Genomic DNA, 18,973 nt, shown 5'->3' with positions numbered 1-18,973 from the left:
TGGTGGCGAGTGAGGGATTCGAACCCCCGAATGCTGAGCAGTCTGATTTACAGTCAGATCCCTTTGGCCGCTTGGGTAACTCGCCAGGGCGCACCCGACCGAGTTCATCACACAACCGAAGGCGCTGACCAAGGATACCCGCGGGAGGCCCCGGCGCGAAATCGCGACGGCGGAGAGGCTCAGCCGGCCTCGGAGCCCGTGGCCTCGGCGGCTTCCGCTGCATAGCGGTCGGCGTAGTCGAGCACCTCGGTGAGGTAGGCGGGCGACTCGTTGTACCCCGTGATCGCCGCGCGCCACCCCTCCTCTGTGCCGAGGTCGCCGCCCGAGTAGCAGAGGTACTCGGCCGCCGAGAGCGACGAGTCGTCGATGTTGTGGATGTCGGGCACGCCGTCGCCGTTGGCCTCGGTGGCCCACGCCGCCCACGTGGTGGGCACGAACTGCATGGGCCCCACCGCGCGGTCCCACTCGGTGTCGCCGTCGACCGCCCCCGCATCCGAGTCGGGGATCTCCTGGAAGCCCACGCCGTCGAGCGGAACACCGATGATGAGGTCGCTCGTGACGCCGTTCTCCTGGATCTCGCCGCCGAAGATCGTGCCGTGGTGCGACTCGACCCAGCCGATGCCGGCGAGCGTGTTCCAGCCCAGGTGGCAGTCGGGGCGCACCTCCTGGCTCACGAGAGCGGCGCCCGCGTAGCCCTGCAGGGCGCGGCGCGGGATGCCGGTCGCTTCGGCGACCGTGTCGAGCCACCCCGGATCGGCGAGCTCGGAGGTGGGCGTGCCGTCGGCGTAGCTGCCTGCGCCCTCGGCGGCCTGCGTCTCGGCGAACACGGCGTAGGTGGCATCCGGCCCCCCGTCGCCGCCTGTGCCGCCGCCTGCGCCGCCGATGCCGCCGCCCGTGCATCCGCTCACGAGCAGCGCCGCAGCAGCCACCGCCCCCACGGCGAGACCGAGCCGGGACGACGTGGCGAAGAGCATGCCCCCACTCAACCAGACGCCCCTGACAGTCCCGACCGCGTAAAGTGGCGGCCATGGCAGATTCATCGTTTGACGTGGTCAGCAAGGTCGACAAGATGGAGGCGGACAACGCCCTCAACCAGGCGCAGAAGGAAGTGGCTCAGCGCTACGACTTCAAGAACATCGGCGCCTCGATCGAGTGGAGCGGCGAGAAGGTGATGATGAAGGCGAACTCCGAGGAGCGTGTGAAGGCAATCCTCGAGGTGTTCGAGTCGAAGCTCATCAAGCGCGGCATCTCGCTGCGGTCGCTCGACGCCGGCGAGCCCTACGCGAGCGGCAAGGAGTACCGCCTCGAGGCCTCCATGAAGGAGGGCATCGCCCAGGACGACGCGAAGAAGATCAACAAGCTCATCCGCGACGAGGGCCCCAAGGGCGTCAAGTCGCAGATCCAGGGCGACGAGCTGCGTGTCTCGTCGAAGAGCCGCGACGACCTGCAGGCCACCATGGCGCTGCTGAAGGGCGCGGATCTCGACGTGGCCCTCCAGTTCATCAACTTCCGCTGAGCGTGGGTGTGAACGACCACAGCGAGAGCGTCCCGACCGGCACCCCCGGCGTCGACGTCCCCGACCGGCGCGGTCGCACGGGCCTGCACCTCACGGGCCGCGACCTCACGGGCAACCCCCGCGTGCTGGTCGAGGACGTGACGCTGCTGAGCTCGAACTGGTACGTCACGCGCACCACGCGCATCCGCTTCCAGCACCGAGACGGCCACTGGTCGACCGAGGATCGGGAGACCTACGATCGCGGCAACGGGGCCACCATCCTGCTGTACGACGCCGAGCGGCGCACGGTGCTGCTCATCCGCCAGTTCCGCTTCCCCGCCTACGTCAACGGGCACCCGACCGGCGAGCTGCTCGAGGCGCCCGCTGGGCTGCTCGACGAGGACGACGCCGAGACCGCCATCCGCCGCGAGGCTCGCGAGGAGACCGGCTACGCGATCGGCGAGGTCGAGCCCGTGTTCGAGGCCTACATGAGCCCCGGATCCGTCACCGAGAAGCTCTACTTCTACGCCGCCCCCTACGAGGCGGGCGACCGGGCGGATGCGGGGGGCGGGCTCGCGGACGAGGGCGAGGACATCGAGCTCGTCGAGCTGGACATCGACGACGCACTTGCTCGCATCGGCGTGGACATCATCGACGCGAAGACCATCATGCTGCTGCAGTGGGCGGCCCTCCGCGGCCCCTTCGCCCGCTGACGAGCCGTTTTCTCGCGGGACCCGTGCGCACGGCGTGAAGCGGGCCCGGCCGGCGGTGGGGATTCGCCGGGCCGGGCCCGCAGTCGAGGGGGCCGGGATCCGAGGACCCCGGCCGGATGCGGCCGGATCAGCCCGCCGTCTGGCGCCGCCGCATGACCAGCACGAGCGCGAGCCCCAGGGCCAGCACTCCTGCTCCCCCGGCGAGGCCGATGGCCAGTCCGGAGCCCGTGCTCGCGAGCCCCGGCGTGCCGGGCAGCACGGGCACGGTCACGTCGGTGACGGCCTGCGAGTCGCCGTTCGGCGCGGTGTCGCCCTCGTGGCTCACCTCACCCCACGGCCCCGTCGGGTTGGTGACGGTGGCCAGGTTGGCGACCGTTCCCGCCGCGGTCACCGTGGCCGTGATGACGAAGGTGCGCGACGCCCCCACGGGAAGCGACTCCACGAGCCACGTGAGCTCGCCCGCCGTGGCCGTGGTGGCCGGCGGATCGGTCGAGACGACCGTGAGCGCCGCGGGCAGCACATCGGTGACCGTGATGTCGGTCGCGTCGATCTCGCCCACGTTCTCGAGCGTGATCGTGTAGACGAGGGTGTCGCCCACCACTGCCGCCTTCTTGTCCACCGTCTTCGAGAGCTGCAGCTGCCCCACGTCGAAGGTGTTGGTGACCGTCACGGTGGCGGGGCCGGCCGCGTCGCCCGAGTCGTCCGAGGCCACGATCGTGATGCCGTCCTCCGGAGAGATCGACGAGTCGGTCGCAAGCCCCCGATCCGTCTCGGTCACCACGCACTCGGCGCCCACGATGAGGCCCTCGACGGTGGCGCGGTAGTCGTTCTCCGCGGAGAGCACGATCACCCCGTCGTCGTCGAGCGCGATGGGCAGCACCACACCGTCCTTCGTCCAGGTGCAGACGACCTGCACGGTGAAGGGTCCGTCGCCGAACTGCTCGACCCCGGTGCCCACACGCTCCTTCACGATCTCGAGCGAGCCCGTGTCGAACGTGTTGGTGATGCCGGCCTCGACCGGATCGCCGTCGGGCACCACCACGGTGCCGCCAGCATCCACACCATCAGCATCCGTGCCCCCATCCGGTGCGTACGTGGTCGACGTGGCGCCGCCCGCGACGGTCTCCACAATTGAGCACTCCGCTCCGGCGATGAGCCCCGTCACGGTGGCCCGGTAGCCGTTCTCCGAGGAGAGCTCCACCACACCGCCGCCCGGCAGCGGGAGCGTGAGCGTCTCGCCGTCCTTCACCCAGGTGCACGTGACGACCGCGGTGAACGGCCCGGCCCCGTAGGTCTCGGCACCAGCGCCCTCGACGGTCTTGACGACCTCGACGCTGCCGACACCGAACGTGTTGACCACGTCGACCTGCACGCTGCCGACGGTCTGCGTGTCGTCCGCCGGCCCCACGATGAGCACCGACGTCTCGCCGCTCGTGGAGGTCGCCCCGCCATCGACGGTCTCCTCGACCGAGCAGAGGGTGCCGATCGGGAAGACCGGCTCCACGAGGTGCGACTCGCCGCCCACGATCTCGAAGGAGTCGTCGAAGAGCTCCTGCCCGTCGTAGGTGCAGACCACCTGGATGGTGAAGGGGCCCTGGCCGTAGCCGTCCTCGGGAGAGGGCGATCCGCTGCCGTCACCCGCACCGTCTCCGTCGAGTCCCTTCCACACGGTGAGCGTGCCGGCGGCGTAGGTGTTGGTGTAGTCGACGGATGCGCCCTCGGCCCCGACAGGCACCGTGGCGACCGTGCCCGAGGTGGGCTCACCGGCGTTCACGACCGTGGTGACGGAGTTGCCCGCATCCAGCGCGTGATCGGTGCCCGCCTCGGTCACCGTGCACTCGGCGAGCACCGGGATACCCGCGATGGTGCGCGACTCGCCCGCGGCGAGACTGAACGCCGCGTCGCCCGCAGGCAGCGGAACGGGATCGCCGCCCGCCGTGAGGCAGTCGACCGTGTAGTCGAACGGGCCGAAGCTCCCGACCGTGGCGAGCGTCGAGACCGTCTTGGAGACCGTCAGCGAGGCGAGCGCGTAGTCGTTCACGATCGCGACGGTCTGAGCCGCGGGCACCGGCGCGGTCACCTCAGCGGAGGTCGAGATGCTGACCGACGAGGGCGTCACCGAGCGCGTGGACTCGCCGTACGATCCGTCGTCACCGTTCTCCACCACCGAGCAGTCGGCGCCGAGCGGGATGCCGTCGATGCGGGCCGTGTAGTCGTTGTCGGCAACGAGAGTGAGCTGATCCGACTCGAACTGCACGTCGGCACCGGCCACGGTGCAGGCCACGGTGGCCTCGAACGACTCGGGAGCGAACTGCGCCCCGTCGCCCGTGACCGCCTTCGTGACCTCGATCGGTCCGCCGTGCAGCGTGACCCCCGCGTAGTTCGAGGCCGCGCTCTTCGGCGCACCCGTCACGAACTGCGCGACAATGCCGATCTGGTTCCAGGCGAACTCGTCACCCACGGGCACCTCGACCGGGGCCAGTCCCGCATCCGCAGAGGTCGCAGGCTGGTTGACGGTGTCGTAGCGCACGGTCACGGCACCGCCGGGCGGCAGCACGCCGTTCACGGCGGAGGCGAAGTCCAGCACCACACGCAGTCCCGTGATGTCGGCGGGGTCACCGTCGAAGGCGTCGGCGGCCACCCACTGCGAGGCCACCGGATGCGTGGAGCAGGTCGGATCGGTCGGCCAGGCCGACGCGGTGTCGGTGCCCACGCAGACCGCGGCGGCCGTGGTGACCTCCACGGTGCTCGTCGACCCCGCCGGAGCCGAGACCGAGATGGAGTCGACGGCGAGCACGGGCTTGAACGTCGATCCGCGGGTCACACCCGTGGCCAGACGCCGGTCACCCGCGAAGGGCAGCGCGTCGACGACGGTGAGCGAGGTCACGGCGATCGTGCCGTTGTTGACGGGCGCGAGCTTCCAGCTGTCGGTGCCGCCCACCACGGTGTTCGCGGCGCACGGCGAGCGGTAGTAGCCCTCGGCGTCGGCGAGGCACGGCTGGGCCGGGTCGACCGAGTTGATCGCACCGGAGACCGTCGGCTCCACGACATCGCCCTTGACCGACTTGGTCGAGATGATGGCGCTGCCCGGCTGCGGGCCCACGTAGTTCGTGGTGCCGCACTGGGTGGCGTCGACGCCCGCGAGGGTGCCTTGGCCGTTGCCGGAGGTGTTGGTGCAGGCCTGCAGGGTCTGCCCCGTCGACACGACGATCTGGTTGGTGGCGCGCTGACCGCTCGTGAGGCCCACGTCGAGCACGATGCCGAGCTTCACGGTGAAGATCTCCTCGGGCTTCATGCGCTGCCCGCCCTCGGGCCAGGTGAGCGTGAGCCTCTTGGTGGCGGCGTCGTAGACGACGGCCACGTCGGTGGAGAGGGTGCCTCCCGTGCTCGTGGCGAACACGGGGGCCTCGCCGTCCCAGTTCAGCTTCTCGGGGAGCGTGTCCACGAGGTCGGTGATGGTGAGGAAGCCGGTTCCCGAGTTGCGGAAGGTGAGCGTCCACTCGTTCGGGGTGAGCGGCGTGACGGTGTGCACGTTGTTGAACGGCGTCTTCGAGACGTCGAGCGAGTGCACGCCGGGCAGCAGTGCGATGGTGTCGGTGCTCTCGGCGTTCGCATCCGGGTAGACCGACGGATCCTCCAGCCGGTGCGAGTTGGTCTGCACCGTGTTGTCGACCGAGCTCGGGAAGAGGATCGGGTCGCCGTTCCTGGCGACGTCGAGCAGCTGCACCTTCAGCCGTGCCGTGGCGGTGTAGTTCGCCGGGATCGCGGTGTTCGAGAGCAGCGCGGGCACGCCGTCGACCACGCGGTCGAAGACGAAGCGGATGCCCGTGACGTCGGCGACCGTGGTGCCTGCGGGCAGGGTCGGCAGTGCGGCGGTGGCCGCGGCCGTGCCCGTGATCCAGTCGGCCGAGCCGCCGAGCTGCACGTCGACCCGCACGCGGTTGGCGCCGGTCGGCAGCGTCACGTCGCCAGCAGCCAGGCCCGTGAGGGCGTACTGGTTCCAGAAGTCGGCATCGGTGTCGGTAATCGTGACCTCGTGGGTCGGCACCGTGGACGAGCCCTGCGTGGCCTGCAGGGTGGCCGTGACGAGGGTGTCGCGATCCTTCTCGAGCAGGGTGTCGGGGCTGAAGACCTTCGACGCGGTCACGTCGAGCCGGCCCTGGAGGAGGGTGACCGCCTTGTGGTCGCTGTCGTAGTTGACGGCGCCGGGGGTGCCGATCGGGTAGAGGATGGGGTCGTAGGTCTGCGCGAAGGCGTGGTTCTCCACGGTGAACGGGGAGACGGCCACGGTGCTGTCGCTGCGGAGCGTCTCGCGCAGCTGCGTCTTCAGCACGAGCTTGGCCTCGGTGCCCGAGACGATCGATCCGCCGTTCACGGCCGGGTCGGTGCCCTGGTAGGTCACGCTCACACCCACCACGTTCTGCAGGTCGGTGAGCGACCCCGCCGCGGCCACCGTGGTGGTGCGGGTGGTCAGCGTGCCGTTCGAGGCGCGCTCCCAGAGCTGCACCACCGAGGCGGCCGGGTCGATCTGGGTGGTGTTGACCGTGAACTCGAGCCCGGTGAGCGTGAAGCGCTCGAACGGGTTGGTCGCCGGCTCGTAGGCGGCAGTCGCGTAGGGGTTCGCCGCCCAGGCGTCGGCCGCGCTCGCGCAGTCGTTGACGTTCACGCACGGCATCGGATCGGAGACCCGCAGGTACGAGGCCTTCGACGACGACGTGTTCTTGACCGACAGCGTGAAGTCGTTCGTGGGGTAGCCGGTGGCCGGCACGTCACCGCGGTTCGGCACCACGATCTCGGTCTTCTGCGTGGACTTGGTGATGTCGACGCCCGGCGGCTGGTTGATGAGCGCGATGGTGTCGCTGCCGGTGCGCGGGCCGACGGGGGTGCCGTTCTGGATACCGGAGACGGCCACGGTGTTGACGATCGTGCCGGCCGCGGCGTCGTTGAACGACTGCGTGGCCGTGACCCAGGGGTAGGAGGGGTTGGTGGTCTCGACCCGGAGCTTGGAGCGCAGCTCCCACACGAGACGGAACTCGCGCGGGCTGTTGAAGGCGCTCGTGGCGACTCCGGAGCCCACGGGCGGGGTGAGCGGGTTCGCGCTGGCGGCACGCGCATCGTCGTTCGGCACGACCACGAAGCGCACGCCGGTGGCCTTCTGCGACTCGGTGCCGGTGAGGGTGTAGCCCGAGAAGCCGTTGCCGGTCATCCAGCCGCCCGCGGGGGTGCTGGTGGCGGGGTTCCACTGGCCGTCGTAGTAGAACTCGACGTCCTGCACGGTGTCCCAGCGCAGCAGCGGATCGATCGCGTAGGTGATGGCCGGGATGGACTTCAGGTCGAAGGCCTGGAAGACCGTGCTCTGCGGCGAGGCGAAGCCCGAGGCGGGGTCGGAGACCGTGACCTCGCTGTAGCCCGTGGAGGTGACGCCCCAGCCGAGGCGGGTGCCCGCGCGCTCGGAGGACTGCGAGCTGAGGAGGTCGAGGTCGGCGGTGAAGTCGGTGGTGCGCCAGGCCTTGGAGCCCAGGAGCGTGCCCGCGCCCGTCTCGCTCTGGATCTGTGCGACCGCGTCATCCTGCACCACGTCGCTCACGACGGGCACGGTGCCACCGGCGACGGTACCCTCGCCCTGGGCTGTGGCGATGTCGGTGTAGGCGGTGGGGCCCGCGTTGGGCACCGAGGTGGGGGTGCCGCCGGAACGCGTGGTGGGGAGCGCCTGGAAGATGGCGTTGGGGCTCACCGTGGTGCCCTGGGGGAAGCCGTCGGGGTTCTCGAAGGTGAAGCGGAGGCCCACGATGTCGGCCACGTCGGCGGTCGGCAGGGTGCCGGAGTAGACCTCGGTGCTGGCGGAGGGGCCGACGGTCTCGAAGGTCTGCCACGCGCTGCCGTCGAGGGTGTACTCGATCGTGAGGGTGGAGCCCGCGAGCACCTGGGTGGGGGCGATCGCGATCGGCTGGAAGGCGTTCCAGAAGTCGTCGGCGACGCCGTCGCGGTAGAGGTCCTCCACCACGATCCTGTCGGGGTTCACGAACGCGGAGTCGGTGGAGGTGGAGGTGGGCAGCTGCACCACGACGGTCGCGCCAGGCGACACGGCGCCGGAGGGCTGGATGGTCTTGTCGATCGTGAGTGCGATGTCGGGGTAGAACACCTCGAGGGGTGCGTCGGCCGTGTCGCTCGCCGTGCCGACGGTGTTGGTGCCCGAGACCTCGAGGGTGTTGGTGAGGGTCTCGGAGGTGGCGGGGTCGAGCACGAGGCCCGTGCCGGGGGTGATGCCGAACTGCACGCTCACCTGCGCGTTCGGGGCGGTGGCACCCGTGTAGGCGATCGAGAAGCCCGTGAGGTGGTCGCCGGCGCCCGGGGTGGGCGCGGTCGGGGTGTCGCCGGCCGCGAACGGCACGGTGGAGGGGGCCGCGGTGGCGAAGTGCCACGTGATCGTTGCTCCGGTGGCGCCGGTGGGGTAGCCGACCGGTGCCTGGAAGCCCGCGAAGAGCACGTCGGCGGTGAAGAAGTCGAGGTCGTCGAGCGTGAAGACGCTGAGTGCCCCGTTGGAGCTGTTCTTGCCCGTGATCACGGCGCTCGCGGTGACGCCCGCGGGAACGCGGGAGGGGGAGATGGTCTTGAGCGCCTCGACGGCCACGGTGAGGTTGGCGATGGAGTACGGAGCTGCAGCGTTGTCGAACGCGGGCTGCTGGTCGGGCACGTTCACGGATCCGATGACCGTGTTGGTCACCTGGGCGCCGCCCACGAGGCTCGCACCGGTGCCGCGGTTCGTGGCGCGCTGCTCGAGCTCGAGCACGACGCTGCCGGCGGATCCGCCCGGGGTGAGCGAGGCGCCGTCGCCCGCGAAGGTGAACCGCAGACCGGTCACGTCGCCCGCGGCCACGCCGTCGGGCAGGGCGATGTCACCCGGGGCCCTCGGCGAACCGGGCACCCACTGGTAGGTGCCTCCGGTGAGCACGTAGGCGTCGACCTGCACGGTCGTGGCGCCGGCGGGGAGCGAGACAGCGCCGAAGCCCGCGAAGTCGGTGACGAGGAAGGGGTTGTCGGCGCCGAGCGAGGTGGCGCCGGCGGTGGCGGAGCTCGGATCCTGCAGCACGAGGCTCGTGGCGGCCACGTTGGAGGTGTTCTGCGAGGTGACGGTGACGGCAGACTCCGCTCCGGGAGCGAACTGCTGCGACGCGGGCTGCCAGGTCTTGGTGACGTCGGTGGCGACGCTCACCGGGATGGCGACGGTGACGTCGGCGGAGTCGCTCACCGGGCCGTTCATGGCGTTGGGGGCGTCGACCGTGGCGGTGTTGGGCACGGCGATGCCGTTGGAGGGCCAGCTCGCGGGGAGGTTCTGCGGGGCCTTGAGGGTCACCTGCACGTCGACCGACTCGCCCAGGGGGATGCCGACCGTGCCGTTGCCGAGATCCTGCGTGTAGGTCGCCGTGAGCGTGCAGCCCTCGGTCACCGTGGTGCTGCAGCCCTCGAAGGTGATGTCGGCGATGCCGGCGGGCACCGTGTCGGTGCCGAGGATCTGGAAGCCCTGGCCGGGCAGGCCGAACGCGGCGGGCAGCGGATCGGTGAGCACCGCATCGGTGCAGTCCTCGTCGCTGCAGCTCACCGAGACCGTGTAGGTGAACTCGTCCCCGGGGGCGATCGTGATGGCGTCTTCGCCGTTCACCGTCTTGGCGATCTCGAGGTAGCTCGGGTTGGCTGCCGAGGCCGACGTGGCGGGCGTCACCACGAGCGTGGCGCCGAGCAGGGCGATCGTGAGCGTCGAGGCGACGAGGCCGAGGCGCTGGTACCAGCGCTTGCCGGCCCCCGCGGTTCGGTGGTGCCGGCTTCGGCCTTGACGGCCTGTGTCTCGACGGCCGGTGGGCAGGCTGGAGTGTGACTTCACGATCGGATCCCCTTAGAGCAACGGTGCTCCGGGGCGATCGGGCCGATCTGCGCCGTGTGAGCGCTGAGGGCTGCTCCGATCGCCGCCGGAGTCGAGCTTCAGCGTAGGAAGCGGTTCGGAGCCCGCCCGGCCGGGGGTGCGTTATTCACCCTGCTGTTCACCCGGCCGCTGTTGACCCGCCTGCTGTTGATCCGTGTGCTGTTGATCCGCGTGCTGTTGATCCGCGTGCTGTTGATCCTCTGGGGAGGCACCCGGCGAGGATGCGGGCCGCCTCGGCGAACCGCGAGGGGTCGGGCCCTGAGTAGTTCAGCCGCACGAACGGGCCCGTGGGCTCTGCGGGGAACCACTCCGCGCCGGGCGAGACGAGCACTCCGCGGCGGGCCGCCTCGGCGGTGAAGCGGTCGGCGTCTGCGCCCTCCGGCAGGCGCAGCCAGAGGTTGAGGCCGCCCGCCGGCACGGCGGTGAGGGTGCCGGGCAGGTGCTCCTCCACGAGTGCCGCGAGCGCATCCCGCCGCCCTCTCAGCTGCTCGCGCATCCGTCGGCCGTGCGCCGCCCAGCCCGGGGCGGTCACCACGTCGAGCGCTGCCGCCTGCAGCACACCGCTCACGTAGAGACCGTCGACCACGCGGTCGGTCTGGATGCGCGAGCCGGCCGGCCCGCGGGCGATCACGGCCGCCACGCGCACGGCGGGTGAGACGCTCTTCGTGAGCGAGCGCACGTAGACCACGTGGCCGTCGGCGTCGTGCGCCACGAGGGGGCGCACGGGGGTGTCGAGGGCGAAGTCGTGGGCCCAGTCGTCCTCCACGAGGAACGCCTCGTTCTGGCGCACCACGTCGAGCAGGCGCATGGACTCCTCGGGGGTCCAGGTGCCGCCCGTGGGGTTGGCGAAGTGCGGCATGGCGTAGAAGAGGCGGGCGCGGGTGCGCTCGAAGGCCTCGGTGAGCACGAGGGGGTCGACGGCTCCGGATCCGCCGGCTCGCGGCAGCGGGACCACCACGAGGCCCGCTTGGCGAGCCGCGGCGATGGCACCCCAGTAGCCGGGGGACTCCATGAGGATCGGCTCCCCCGGCCTGGCCAGGGCGCGGAAGACGGAGGAGAGGGCGCTCTGGCCGCCCGGCATCACGAGCACGTCGGAGGCGGCGGGGGGCGATCCGCCGGCCGGGGCCGCCTCGGCGATCTCCTGGGCGAACCAGGTGCGCAGGGCGGGGAGGCCCGCAGCGGGCGGTCGGTCGACGGCCGACCTCGAGCGGGCGGCCCTCGCGAGTGCGGACTGCACGGCGCGCACGGGCAGGAGGTCGTCGCTCGGGTAGCCGCTGTGCAGGGCGATCAGGTCGTGGCCGGGGGTCTGCATCGTGGAGCCGATGTAGCCGCCGTCGCTCCGCACCGGGCCGAGGGCCGCGGTCTGCCAGCCGAAGTCGGCCCGCGGCACCGGGGCCACGTGGCGCACGAAGTTGCCCGCTCCCGGGCGCGACTCCACGAGGCCCTCGCGTACGAGGGCCCGCACGGCCTGCTGCACCGTGACGGGGCTGGCGCCGAAGCGCTCGGTGAGGGCGCGGGTCGCCGCGAGCCGCGTGCCCGCCCGCGCCGCCGCCACCTCGGAGCGCAGCACTGCCGCGATCCTCTCCGCACTGCTATCGTTGACCATGAACCCCCACAGTAGCGCTACTCCCCCACTCACCGCACCGCTACCCGCGGTGTCGACTCGGCGGCGGGTGGCGCCTGGGCTCGTGTGGGGGTTCGTGGGGGTGCTGGCGTTCTCGTTCACGCTGCCGTTCACGCGGATCGCTGTGGCGGAGTTCGATCCGCTGCTCGTGGGCGCGGGGCGGGCCGTGGTGGCGGCGGGGCTCGCCGCCGTGGTGCTGCTCGTCACCCGCACGCGGCTGCCGGCCCGGGCGCTCTGGCCGCGGCTGCTCGTGGTGGCGGCGGGCGTGGTGGTGGGCTTCCCGTTCCTCACGTCGTTCGCGTTGCAGACCTCGCCGGCCTCGCACGGCGCCGTGGTGATCGGGCTGCTGCCCGCCGCCACCGCAGCGGTGGCCGTGCTGCGCGGTCGGGAGCGGCCGAGCCGCCTGTTCTGGGTGGCCTCGCTCGCGGGGGCGGCCGCCGTGATCGGCTTCACGGTGCTCTCGGGAGGCGGCCTCGGCGGGCTGCACCTCTCGGATCTGCTGCTGCTCGGCGCGGTGGTCGCCGCTGCAACGGGCTACGCCGAGGGCGGGCTGCTCTCGCGCGAGATCGGCTCGTGGCAGACCATCTGCTGGGCGCTCGTGGCGGCGGCTCCCGTGATGGTGGTGCTGAGCGCGGTCTCGCTCTCCGCGCATCCGCTCGACCCGGCCAGCATCTCGCCGGGCGCCTGGCTGTCGTTCGCCTACGTGGCAGTGATCAGCATGTTCCTCGGCTTCTTCGCCTGGTACCGAGGTCTCGCCATCGGCCCCATCGCCACGGTCAGCCAGATGCAGCTCCTCCAGCCGGTGCTCACCCTCGCCTGGGCAGCCCTCCTCCTGGCAGAGCCCCTCACCCCACTCACCCTCCTAGGAGCCCTCGCAGTCATAGCCTGCGCAGCCCTAGCCATACGCTCCCGGGTCAGCTGACCCAAAGCCCGCCCCACCCGACCCCGCCTGCCTTCACCACAACAGAAGTGGGCCGAGCGAACGCAACAGGCCGCACCCACCCAGCCACAAGGTGAGGACGCCGCCGCGAAGCGACGGCGCCCGAACACATCGCCCGCGCCGCAGAGGCGGCGGCGCGGAAATGAGCGCACCCTCAGGCGCGCGAAATACCAATCATGTCCTCGCGCGGGACCACCTTCACGCGCACGCGGGTGTGGGCATCGGCCTCGCCCAGGGCGAGCTCGTGCTGGTCGAGCTTGTGCCAGCCCTCGAGGTCGGTGTACTGCACGCCGCGCGACTCGAGCAGCGCGGGCACTGCGTCTTCCGACGGCTCGGCCGGGGTCCACCAGTTGCCCTGGTCGCGCACGAGATGCGAGAGGGTCTCCATCGCATCCGACTTGGTGTGCCCGATGAGGCCGACGGGCCCGCGCTTGATCCACCCGGTGGCGTAGACCCCGGGGATGATGTCGTTGGAGTCGTCGAGCACCTGACCCTCGTGGTTCGGGATGACGCCATGCTGCTCGTCGAACGGGATGCCGTCGAGCGGCGACCCGAAATAGCCGACCGCACGGTAGAGCGCCTGGATCGGGATCTCGCGGATCTCGCCCGTGCCCCGCACGCCGCCCGCGCCGTCGGGCTCGGTGCGCTCGAAGCGGATGGCGGCCACCCGCCCCGCCTCGTCGCCCACGATCTCGAGCGGCTTCGCCCAGAAGTGCAGGTGCAGGCGCCTCGACGCCGAACCGACGGGCCGCTCACGCCACTGGTTGAGCACCTTGTTGATCACGAACACCTGCTTGTTCGACGCGATCGCGGCCTTCGAGGCCTCGTCGAGCTCGAAGTCCTCGTCGTGCACGATCATGTCGACGTCGTTCATCTCGCCGAGCTCGCGCAGCTCGAGCGGCGTGAACTTGACCTGCGCCGGCCCCCGACGCCCGAACACGTGCACGTCGGTGACGGGCGAGGCCTTGAGCCCCTCGTAGACGTTGGCGGGGATCTCGGTCGACAGCAGGTCGTCGGCGTGCTTGGCGAGGATGCGCGACACGTCGAGCGCCACGTTGCCGTTTCCGATCACCGCGACCGACTGGGCCTCGAGCGGCCACGTGCGCGGCACATCCGGATGCCCGTCGAACCAGCTCACGAAATCGGCGGCCCCGTAGGAGCCCTCGAGGTCGATGCCGGGCACGTCGAGCGAGGCGTCGCGGATGGCGCCGGTGGAGAAGATGACGGCGTTGTAGTGCTTCTTGAGGTCGTCGAGCGTGATGTCGACGCCGTAGCGCACGTTGCCGAAGAAGCGGATGACGCCGGAGTCGAGCACCTCGCGCAGAGCGGTCACGATGCCCTTGATGCGCGGGTGGTCGGGCGCGACGCCGTAGCGCACGAGGCCGTAGGGGGCGGGCAGCTGCTCGAAGAGGTCGATCGAGACGTCGAACTGCCGCTCCGCCTTCACGAGGAGGTCTGCGGCGTAGATGCCGGCGGGGCCGGCTCCGACGATGGCCAAACGGAGCTTGGTCACGGGTGAGGTTCCTTTGTTCAGTTGGTGCGTTCCACCACGGTCTCGGCGAAACGGGTCAGGGTCTTCTTCACGGTGCCCTCGGGCAGCGGCGCGAGCGCGGCGATGGCCTCGTGGGCGTACCGGCGGGCCTCGTCGACCGTGCGCCGCGTGACGGCGTGCTCGCGGAGCTCGCGGATGGTCTCGGCCGATCCGCCCTCGCCCGCGGCGTCGAGCGCCTCGGGGGTGAGCTTCTCGAGCAACGCGACAGCCGCCGGGTCGGTCTCGGCGGCCTGCCGGAGGAACAGCACGGGGAGGGTGGCCACGCCCGCGCGGATGTCGGTGCCCGGCGTCTTGCCCGACTCCGCGTCGCTCGGTGCGATGTCGATCACGTCGTCGACGAGCTGGAAGGCGATGCCCACCTTCTCACCGAACTCGCGCACGGGCTGCTCGAAACGGGCGTCGCCGCCACCGAAGATGACGCCGAGCTGGGCCGAGGCCGCGATGAGCGATCCGGTCTTGTCGGCCAGCACGTCGAGGTAGTGCTCCACGGGGTCGTCGCCCGCGCCGGGGCCGATGGTCTCCTTGAGCTGGCCGAGGCACAGGCGCTCGAAAGTGTCGGCCTGCAGACGGATGGCCCGCTCCCCGAGTATGGCGAGCAGGGCGCTGGCCCTCGCGAAGAGCAGGTCTCCGGCGAGGATGGCGACCGAGTTGCCCCACACCATCTGGGCGCTGGGAACACCGCGGCGCTGATCCGCCTCGTCCATGACGTCGTCGTGGTAGAGCGAGGCGAGGTGGGTGAGCTCGATGGAGGTGGCCGCCGTGATGACGTCGGGGTTCACGCCGTCGCCGAGCTGGGCCGTGAGGAAGGCGAGCACGGGGCGCACGCGCTTGCCGCCGGCCTCGAGCAGGTAGCGCGACACCACATCGACGAGGCCACCGGAGAACTTGGTCTCCTCGGCCAGCCGCGCCTCGAGGGTGGCGATGCTCTCCTCGATGAGCCGCGCGGTGCGCCGATCCTCGCCCGTGGAGAACAGGCGGTCGGCGAGCGAGAGCGCATTGGTGCGGCGCAGACTGGGGGTCACGAGGTCAAGCCTACTTTTCCGCGGCGGGCTTGACGCCCTTGTGCAGCGCCACGATGCCGGCGCTGAGGTCGCGGTAGCGCACCGAGCGGAAGCCCGCCTCGCGCAACCAGCCCGCGAGGGTCTTCTGATCGGGCCACGAGGCGATCGACTCGAAGAGGTAGTCGTAGGCCGCGTCGTTCGACGAGACGGCACGCGCGAGGGCCGGCATGACGCGGCGCAGGTACCAGAAGTAGGCGGAGCGGAGCGGCTTGATGGGCCGCGAAAACTCGCAGATGACGATGCGGCCACCCGGCTTGGTCACTCGGTAGAGCTCGGCGAGCGCGACCTTCGGATCGGCGATGTTGCGCAGACCGAACGAGATGGTGACGGCGTCGAACTCGGCGTCGGCGAACGGCAGGTGCATGCCGTCGGCCACCACGAACTCGATGTTGGGCACGGCGGCCTGCTGGCGGCGCCCGACCTCGATCATGCCGGGCGAGAAGTCGGCGGCCACGACGTGCGCGCCGCTCTGGGCGAGCGAGGCGCTCGAGGTGCCCGTGCCGGCGGCGAGGTCGAGGATCTTCTCGCCGGGGCGAGGGGCGACGGCACGTGTGGTGGCGACGCGCCACAGCACGGCGTTGCCGACGGAGAGGACGTTGTTGGTGCGGTCGTAGCCGGCTGCCACCTGGTCGAACATGGCGGACACCTGCTCGGGTCGCTTGGTGAGGTCAGCCTTAGTCACTGTCCCAGTTTACGTTCAGTTGGCTGACAGTCGCGTCGGAGCCTTCTGACGGCCGGCGGAGGGGGTGAGAGGCGGGCGTAAGCTGAAACCGTGAGCGCTACAGCAGGTCATGTCCCCGTCATCAGGGTCGAGACCAGGCCGGTCGACCAGCTCAAGCTGCTCCTCCCTCTCATCGATCCCGAGCATCCGCTCATCTGGATGCGCAAGGGGCAGGGCATCGCCGGAGTCGGCGAGGCGCTGCGACTCGAGTTCAGCGGCCCCTCGCGCATGCTCGACGCGTGCGCCGCGTGGAAGACGGTGGCCGAGAAGGCCGTGGTGAGTGACCCGCTCAAGGTGCCGGGCACGGGCCTCGTGGCGTTCGGGAGCTTCGCCTTCGCGGATGCGTCGTCGGCCGTGAGCGTGCTCATCGTGCCCCGGCTGCTGCTCGGCAAGCGCGATGGGCGGTACTGGGTGACGACGTTCAGCGTGGAGGGTGCGGAGACGGCTCCCGTCTCATCTGGTGCGTCTCCTGCGCTGCCCTCGCCGCGGGCGCTCGGTTCCGAGTACCGCATCTCGCTGCTGCCTGGGGCGATGAGCGCAGAGGCGTTCCGCACGGCCGTCGACGACGCGGTGCAGCACATCGAGCGGCAGGAGCTCGCCAAGGTGGTGCTCGCCCGCGACCTCGTGGGGCACCTGCCGGCCGGGTCCGACCTCCGCCGCCCGCTCTTCGACCTCGCCCTCGGCTACCCCGACTGCTGGACCTACGCGGTCGACGGCTTCCTGGGCTCGAGCCCCGAGACGCTCGTGCGCGTCTCGCACGGCAGCGTGAGCGCCCGCGTGCTGGCGGGAACCACCTCGCGGGGCACGGATGCGGAGGCCGACCACGACAAGGCCGTGGCGCTCGCCACCTCGGCCAAGGACCTCGACGAGCACGGCTACGCGGTGACGAGCGTGGTGAACGCCCTCGCCCCGCACAGCCGCAATCTCACCACGAGCGACATCCCGTTCACGCTCAAGCTGCCGAACCTGTGGCACCTCGCGAGTGACGTGGAGGGCACGCTCAGCGACGGCTCGACCTCGCTCGACCTCATCGCCGCCCTGCACCCCACGGCGGCCGTGGCGGGAACGCCTCGTGACGCGGCGCTCGCGCTGATCGACGAACTCGAGCCCTTCGACCGCGGGCGCTACGCCGGGCCGGTGGGCTGGGTGGGGGCCGACGGCGACGGCGAGTGGGCTGTGGCGCTGCGCTCGGCGCAGGTTGAGGCGAACGGCGACATCACGGCGTACGCCGGGTGCGGCATCGTGGCCGACTCGGATGCCGAGCGGGAGTACCTCGAGACGAAGATGAAGTTCCGGCCCATCGTCGAGGCGTTCGGCTGAGCCGCGTCGCCTGAGCTGCGTTCAGCCAGGCTGCGTTCGGCTGAGCTGCATTCAGCCGGGCTGATCTCGTCAGCCGTTGTTGGAGCGGCGACGGCGCGCCACGAAGAGCACGATGCCGCCCACGAGCAGCACGGCCACCGCGATGCCGCCGATGATGAGCGCGATCTGGCCGTTGGCGCCGGTGCTGGCGAGTTCTGATGCGAAAGTCACGGTGGAGCCCCTCTGGATGGTGCGGATGAACGGCGTTCCCGCTCACTCTAACCGGAGGCGCCTCGACTCGCCGATTAGGCTGGCCCCATGAGCGATGCGCCCGAGGGCTCGACCGGCGGGCAGGCATCCGGTGGGCAGGCCGACGACAGGCGGCCGCGGTCGGTGTACGGCGTGGGGTCGGATCCGGATGTGCGGTTCAGCCTCGCCAACGAGCGCACCGCCCTCGCCTGGGTGCGCACGGGGCTCGCGCTCGTGGCCGGCGGCGTCGCGCTCACGACCCTCGCGGCCCTCGCCGACCTGCCGTGGGTCATCGACGCCGTGGCGCTCGTGGCGTGCCTGTCGGGTGGCGCCCTCGCCGCATCCGCTCTCTTCTCGTGGCGTCGAGCCGAACGGGCCCTCCGCGAGGGGCGCTCGCTGCCCGCGCCGGCGGCGCTGCCGTGGCTCGTGGGCGGCGTCGTGGCGCTCGCCCTCGTGCTCGCGGCCTACGCCGTGTTCGAGCTCGTGGGAGACCTGTGACGCGGGATCCGGGTCTGCAGCCCGAGCGCACCGCGCTGGCCTGGCAGCGCACCGCGCTCTCGACCGCGATGGTGGCGGTCGTGGTGGCGTTCGCGTGCCTGCGCGGCGGGTTCCTGATCGGCACGCTGCTCGCCGGGCTCGTCGCCGTGGGCGCGGCCGTGACCCTGTTCGTGGGGCGTCGGCAGCAGCGGTCGGCGTGGACTCCGCTCGTGCGGATCACGGCGCTCATCATGGCCACCGCGGTGATCGGCGCCGTGCTGGCCGTGCTGATCCTGTTCTAGCCGGTCGGGCGCTGGTCGATCCGGGCCGAACTTGGCCGACCCTGGACCAGGCCGGGTGCGTCAGCGCGGGCGGTCGAGGCCTCGCGCGACGCCGGTGGCCTCGAGCGCACGGCCGAGCGCTAGGCCCACCACCGTGGCGATCACGGGTGACACGACCGAGCCGATCACGAGCAGGGCGGCGCCCGCCGCATCCAGATCCTCCGACCCCACGAGCCGGTACATCCCGAACGCCAGCACCACGCCGATGAGCACGGACCCCACGAGGAACTGCGCCGTGCTCCACCGCCGGTAGCGGAAGACGAGGAACGGCACCTCCGAGGCCAGGCCGATGCCCACCGCGATCGGCACGGCCACGAACCCGAGCGGCTGGAAGGCCGCCGACACGAGGCCGGAGAGCGTGGCGACCAGGAGCCCCACGCCCGCGCGGCGGAACAGCCGCTGCGCGATGACACCGGGCAGGAAGTACACGCCGAGGGTGAGGCCGTAGAGCATGGGGAGCACGGCGATCACGACGTTGCCGATGTAGGCGTTCGCGATGAAGAGCATGCCGCCCGCGACACCGATGGCCGCGCAGCTCAGCAGCAGTCGTGTGCTGGTGCTCTTCATGGCTGGTCGGCTGCCC

Annotated in this window: 14 protein-coding genes and 1 tRNA gene; 6 read left to right on the top strand and 9 right to left on the bottom strand. The window is 71.0% G+C overall.

What is annotated here, in order from left to right:
• Positions 1-85, bottom strand: a tRNA-Tyr gene (locus tag ACEXQC_RS10950).
• A 94-nt stretch (positions 86-179) separates the two neighbouring features.
• Positions 180-974 (bottom strand): lytic transglycosylase domain-containing protein, encoded by a 795-nt coding sequence (locus ACEXQC_RS10945; RefSeq protein ID WP_374821670.1) that lies wholly within the window; start codon positions 972-974, stop codon positions 180-182.
• Positions 975-1,027: 53 nt separating this feature from the next.
• Here ACEXQC_RS10945 and ACEXQC_RS10940 point away from each other — a divergent pair, with 53 nt between their 5' ends.
• Both ACEXQC_RS10940 and ACEXQC_RS10935 read left to right on the top strand, forming a co-directional pair.
• Complete coding sequence (locus ACEXQC_RS10940; RefSeq protein WP_374821668.1) at positions 1,028-1,516, top strand: YajQ family cyclic di-GMP-binding protein; 489 nt, start codon at positions 1,028-1,030, stop codon at positions 1,514-1,516.
• 2 nt (positions 1,517-1,518) lie between these two features.
• Positions 1,519-2,208, top strand: coding sequence for an NUDIX domain-containing protein (locus tag ACEXQC_RS10935; RefSeq protein WP_374821666.1), 690 nt, complete (start codon positions 1,519-1,521; stop codon positions 2,206-2,208).
• Between the two features lie 127 nt (positions 2,209-2,335).
• Here ACEXQC_RS10935 and ACEXQC_RS10930 read toward each other — a convergent pair whose 3' ends face one another.
• Both ACEXQC_RS10930 and ACEXQC_RS10925 read right to left on the bottom strand, forming a co-directional pair.
• The gene (locus tag ACEXQC_RS10930) at positions 2,336-10,087 is read right to left on the bottom strand and encodes a DUF5979 domain-containing protein (protein WP_374821664.1); all 7,752 of its coding nucleotides are present in this window, start codon (positions 10,085-10,087) and stop codon (positions 2,336-2,338) included.
• Between the two features lie 157 nt (positions 10,088-10,244).
• Complete coding sequence (locus ACEXQC_RS10925; RefSeq protein WP_374821661.1) at positions 10,245-11,732, bottom strand: aminotransferase-like domain-containing protein; 1,488 nt, start codon at positions 11,730-11,732, stop codon at positions 10,245-10,247.
• On the opposite strand from ACEXQC_RS10925, the gene ACEXQC_RS10920 reads away from it, so the two are divergent.
• Positions 11,731-12,672 carry a DMT family transporter gene (locus ACEXQC_RS10920; RefSeq protein WP_374821658.1) on the top strand — a complete coding sequence of 314 codons (942 nt, stop codon included), beginning with the start codon at positions 11,731-11,733 and terminating at the stop codon, positions 12,670-12,672. The genes ACEXQC_RS10925 and ACEXQC_RS10920 overlap by 2 nt on opposite strands.
• Before the next feature lie 172 nt (positions 12,673-12,844).
• Here the strand turns inward: ACEXQC_RS10920 and ACEXQC_RS10915 are convergent, their stop codons facing one another.
• The 3 genes from ACEXQC_RS10915 to ACEXQC_RS10905 are packed head-to-tail and all read right to left on the bottom strand — an operon-like array spanning position 12,845 to position 15,940.
• Complete coding sequence (locus tag ACEXQC_RS10915) at positions 12,845-14,203, bottom strand: FAD-dependent oxidoreductase (protein WP_374821655.1); 1,359 nt, start codon at positions 14,201-14,203, stop codon at positions 12,845-12,847.
• A gap of 17 nt (positions 14,204-14,220) precedes the next feature.
• Positions 14,221-15,264 carry a polyprenyl synthetase family protein gene (locus ACEXQC_RS10910; protein WP_374821652.1) on the bottom strand — a complete coding sequence of 348 codons (1,044 nt, stop codon included), beginning with the start codon at positions 15,262-15,264 and terminating at the stop codon, positions 14,221-14,223.
• Between the two features lie 10 nt (positions 15,265-15,274).
• Positions 15,275-15,940, bottom strand: coding sequence for a class I SAM-dependent methyltransferase (locus tag ACEXQC_RS10905; protein WP_374822061.1), 666 nt, complete (start codon positions 15,938-15,940; stop codon positions 15,275-15,277).
• A 135-nt stretch (positions 15,941-16,075) separates the two neighbouring features.
• On the opposite strand from ACEXQC_RS10905, the gene ACEXQC_RS10900 reads away from it, so the two are divergent.
• A complete protein-coding gene (locus ACEXQC_RS10900; protein ID WP_374821649.1) occupies positions 16,076-17,344 on the top strand; it encodes an isochorismate synthase in 1,269 nt (422 codons plus the stop codon).
• 69 nt (positions 17,345-17,413) lie between these two features.
• Here ACEXQC_RS10900 and ACEXQC_RS10895 read toward each other — a convergent pair whose 3' ends face one another.
• Positions 17,414-17,554 (bottom strand): LPXTG cell wall anchor domain-containing protein, encoded by a 141-nt coding sequence (locus ACEXQC_RS10895; protein WP_259529161.1) that lies wholly within the window; start codon positions 17,552-17,554, stop codon positions 17,414-17,416.
• An 87-nt stretch (positions 17,555-17,641) separates the two neighbouring features.
• On the opposite strand from ACEXQC_RS10895, the gene ACEXQC_RS10890 reads away from it, so the two are divergent.
• Positions 17,642-18,070 carry a YidH family protein gene (locus tag ACEXQC_RS10890; protein ID WP_374821647.1) on the top strand — a complete coding sequence of 143 codons (429 nt, stop codon included), beginning with the start codon at positions 17,642-17,644 and terminating at the stop codon, positions 18,068-18,070.
• Entirely contained in the window at positions 18,067-18,351 is a 285-nt protein-coding gene (locus ACEXQC_RS10885) for a DUF202 domain-containing protein (RefSeq protein ID WP_374821645.1), read from the top strand. The genes ACEXQC_RS10890 and ACEXQC_RS10885 overlap by 4 nt, the downstream gene beginning before the upstream one ends.
• A 60-nt stretch (positions 18,352-18,411) precedes the next feature.
• On the opposite strand, the gene ACEXQC_RS10880 is transcribed toward ACEXQC_RS10885, so the two are convergent.
• On the bottom strand, positions 18,412-18,957 hold the full coding sequence (locus ACEXQC_RS10880) for an ECF transporter S component (protein ID WP_374821642.1): 546 nt from the start codon (positions 18,955-18,957) through the stop codon (positions 18,412-18,414).
• Positions 18,958-18,973 lie beyond the last annotated feature (16 nt).

Source organism: Herbiconiux liukaitaii (assembly GCF_041927495.1).
Taxonomy (GTDB): Bacteria; Actinomycetota; Actinomycetes; order Actinomycetales; family Microbacteriaceae; genus Herbiconiux; species Herbiconiux liukaitaii.
This window is presented reverse-complemented; position numbering and strand designations above follow the sequence as displayed.

Bases quoted from the DNA above. Each gene is read 5' to 3' on its own strand.
- ACEXQC_RS10945 (WP_374821670.1), bottom strand. From the start codon at position 974: ATGCTCTTCGCCACGTCGTCCCGGCTCGGTCTCGCCGTGGGGGCGGTG.
- ACEXQC_RS10940 (WP_374821668.1), top strand. From the start codon at position 1,028: ATGGCAGATTCATCGTTTGACGTGGTCAGCAAGGTCGACAAGATGGAG.
- ACEXQC_RS10920 (WP_374821658.1), top strand. From the start codon at position 11,731: ATGAACCCCCACAGTAGCGCTACTCCCCCACTCACCGCACCGCTACCC.
- ACEXQC_RS10925 (WP_374821661.1), bottom strand. From the start codon at position 11,732: ATGGTCAACGATAGCAGTGCGGAGAGGATCGCGGCAGTGCTGCGCTCC.
- ACEXQC_RS10905 (WP_374822061.1), bottom strand. From the start codon at position 15,940: ATGTTCGACCAGGTGGCAGCCGGCTACGACCGCACCAACAACGTCCTC.
- ACEXQC_RS10890 (WP_374821647.1), top strand. From the start codon at position 17,642: ATGAGCGATGCGCCCGAGGGCTCGACCGGCGGGCAGGCATCCGGTGGG.
- ACEXQC_RS10880 (WP_374821642.1), bottom strand. From the start codon at position 18,957: ATGAAGAGCACCAGCACACGACTGCTGCTGAGCTGCGCGGCCATCGGT.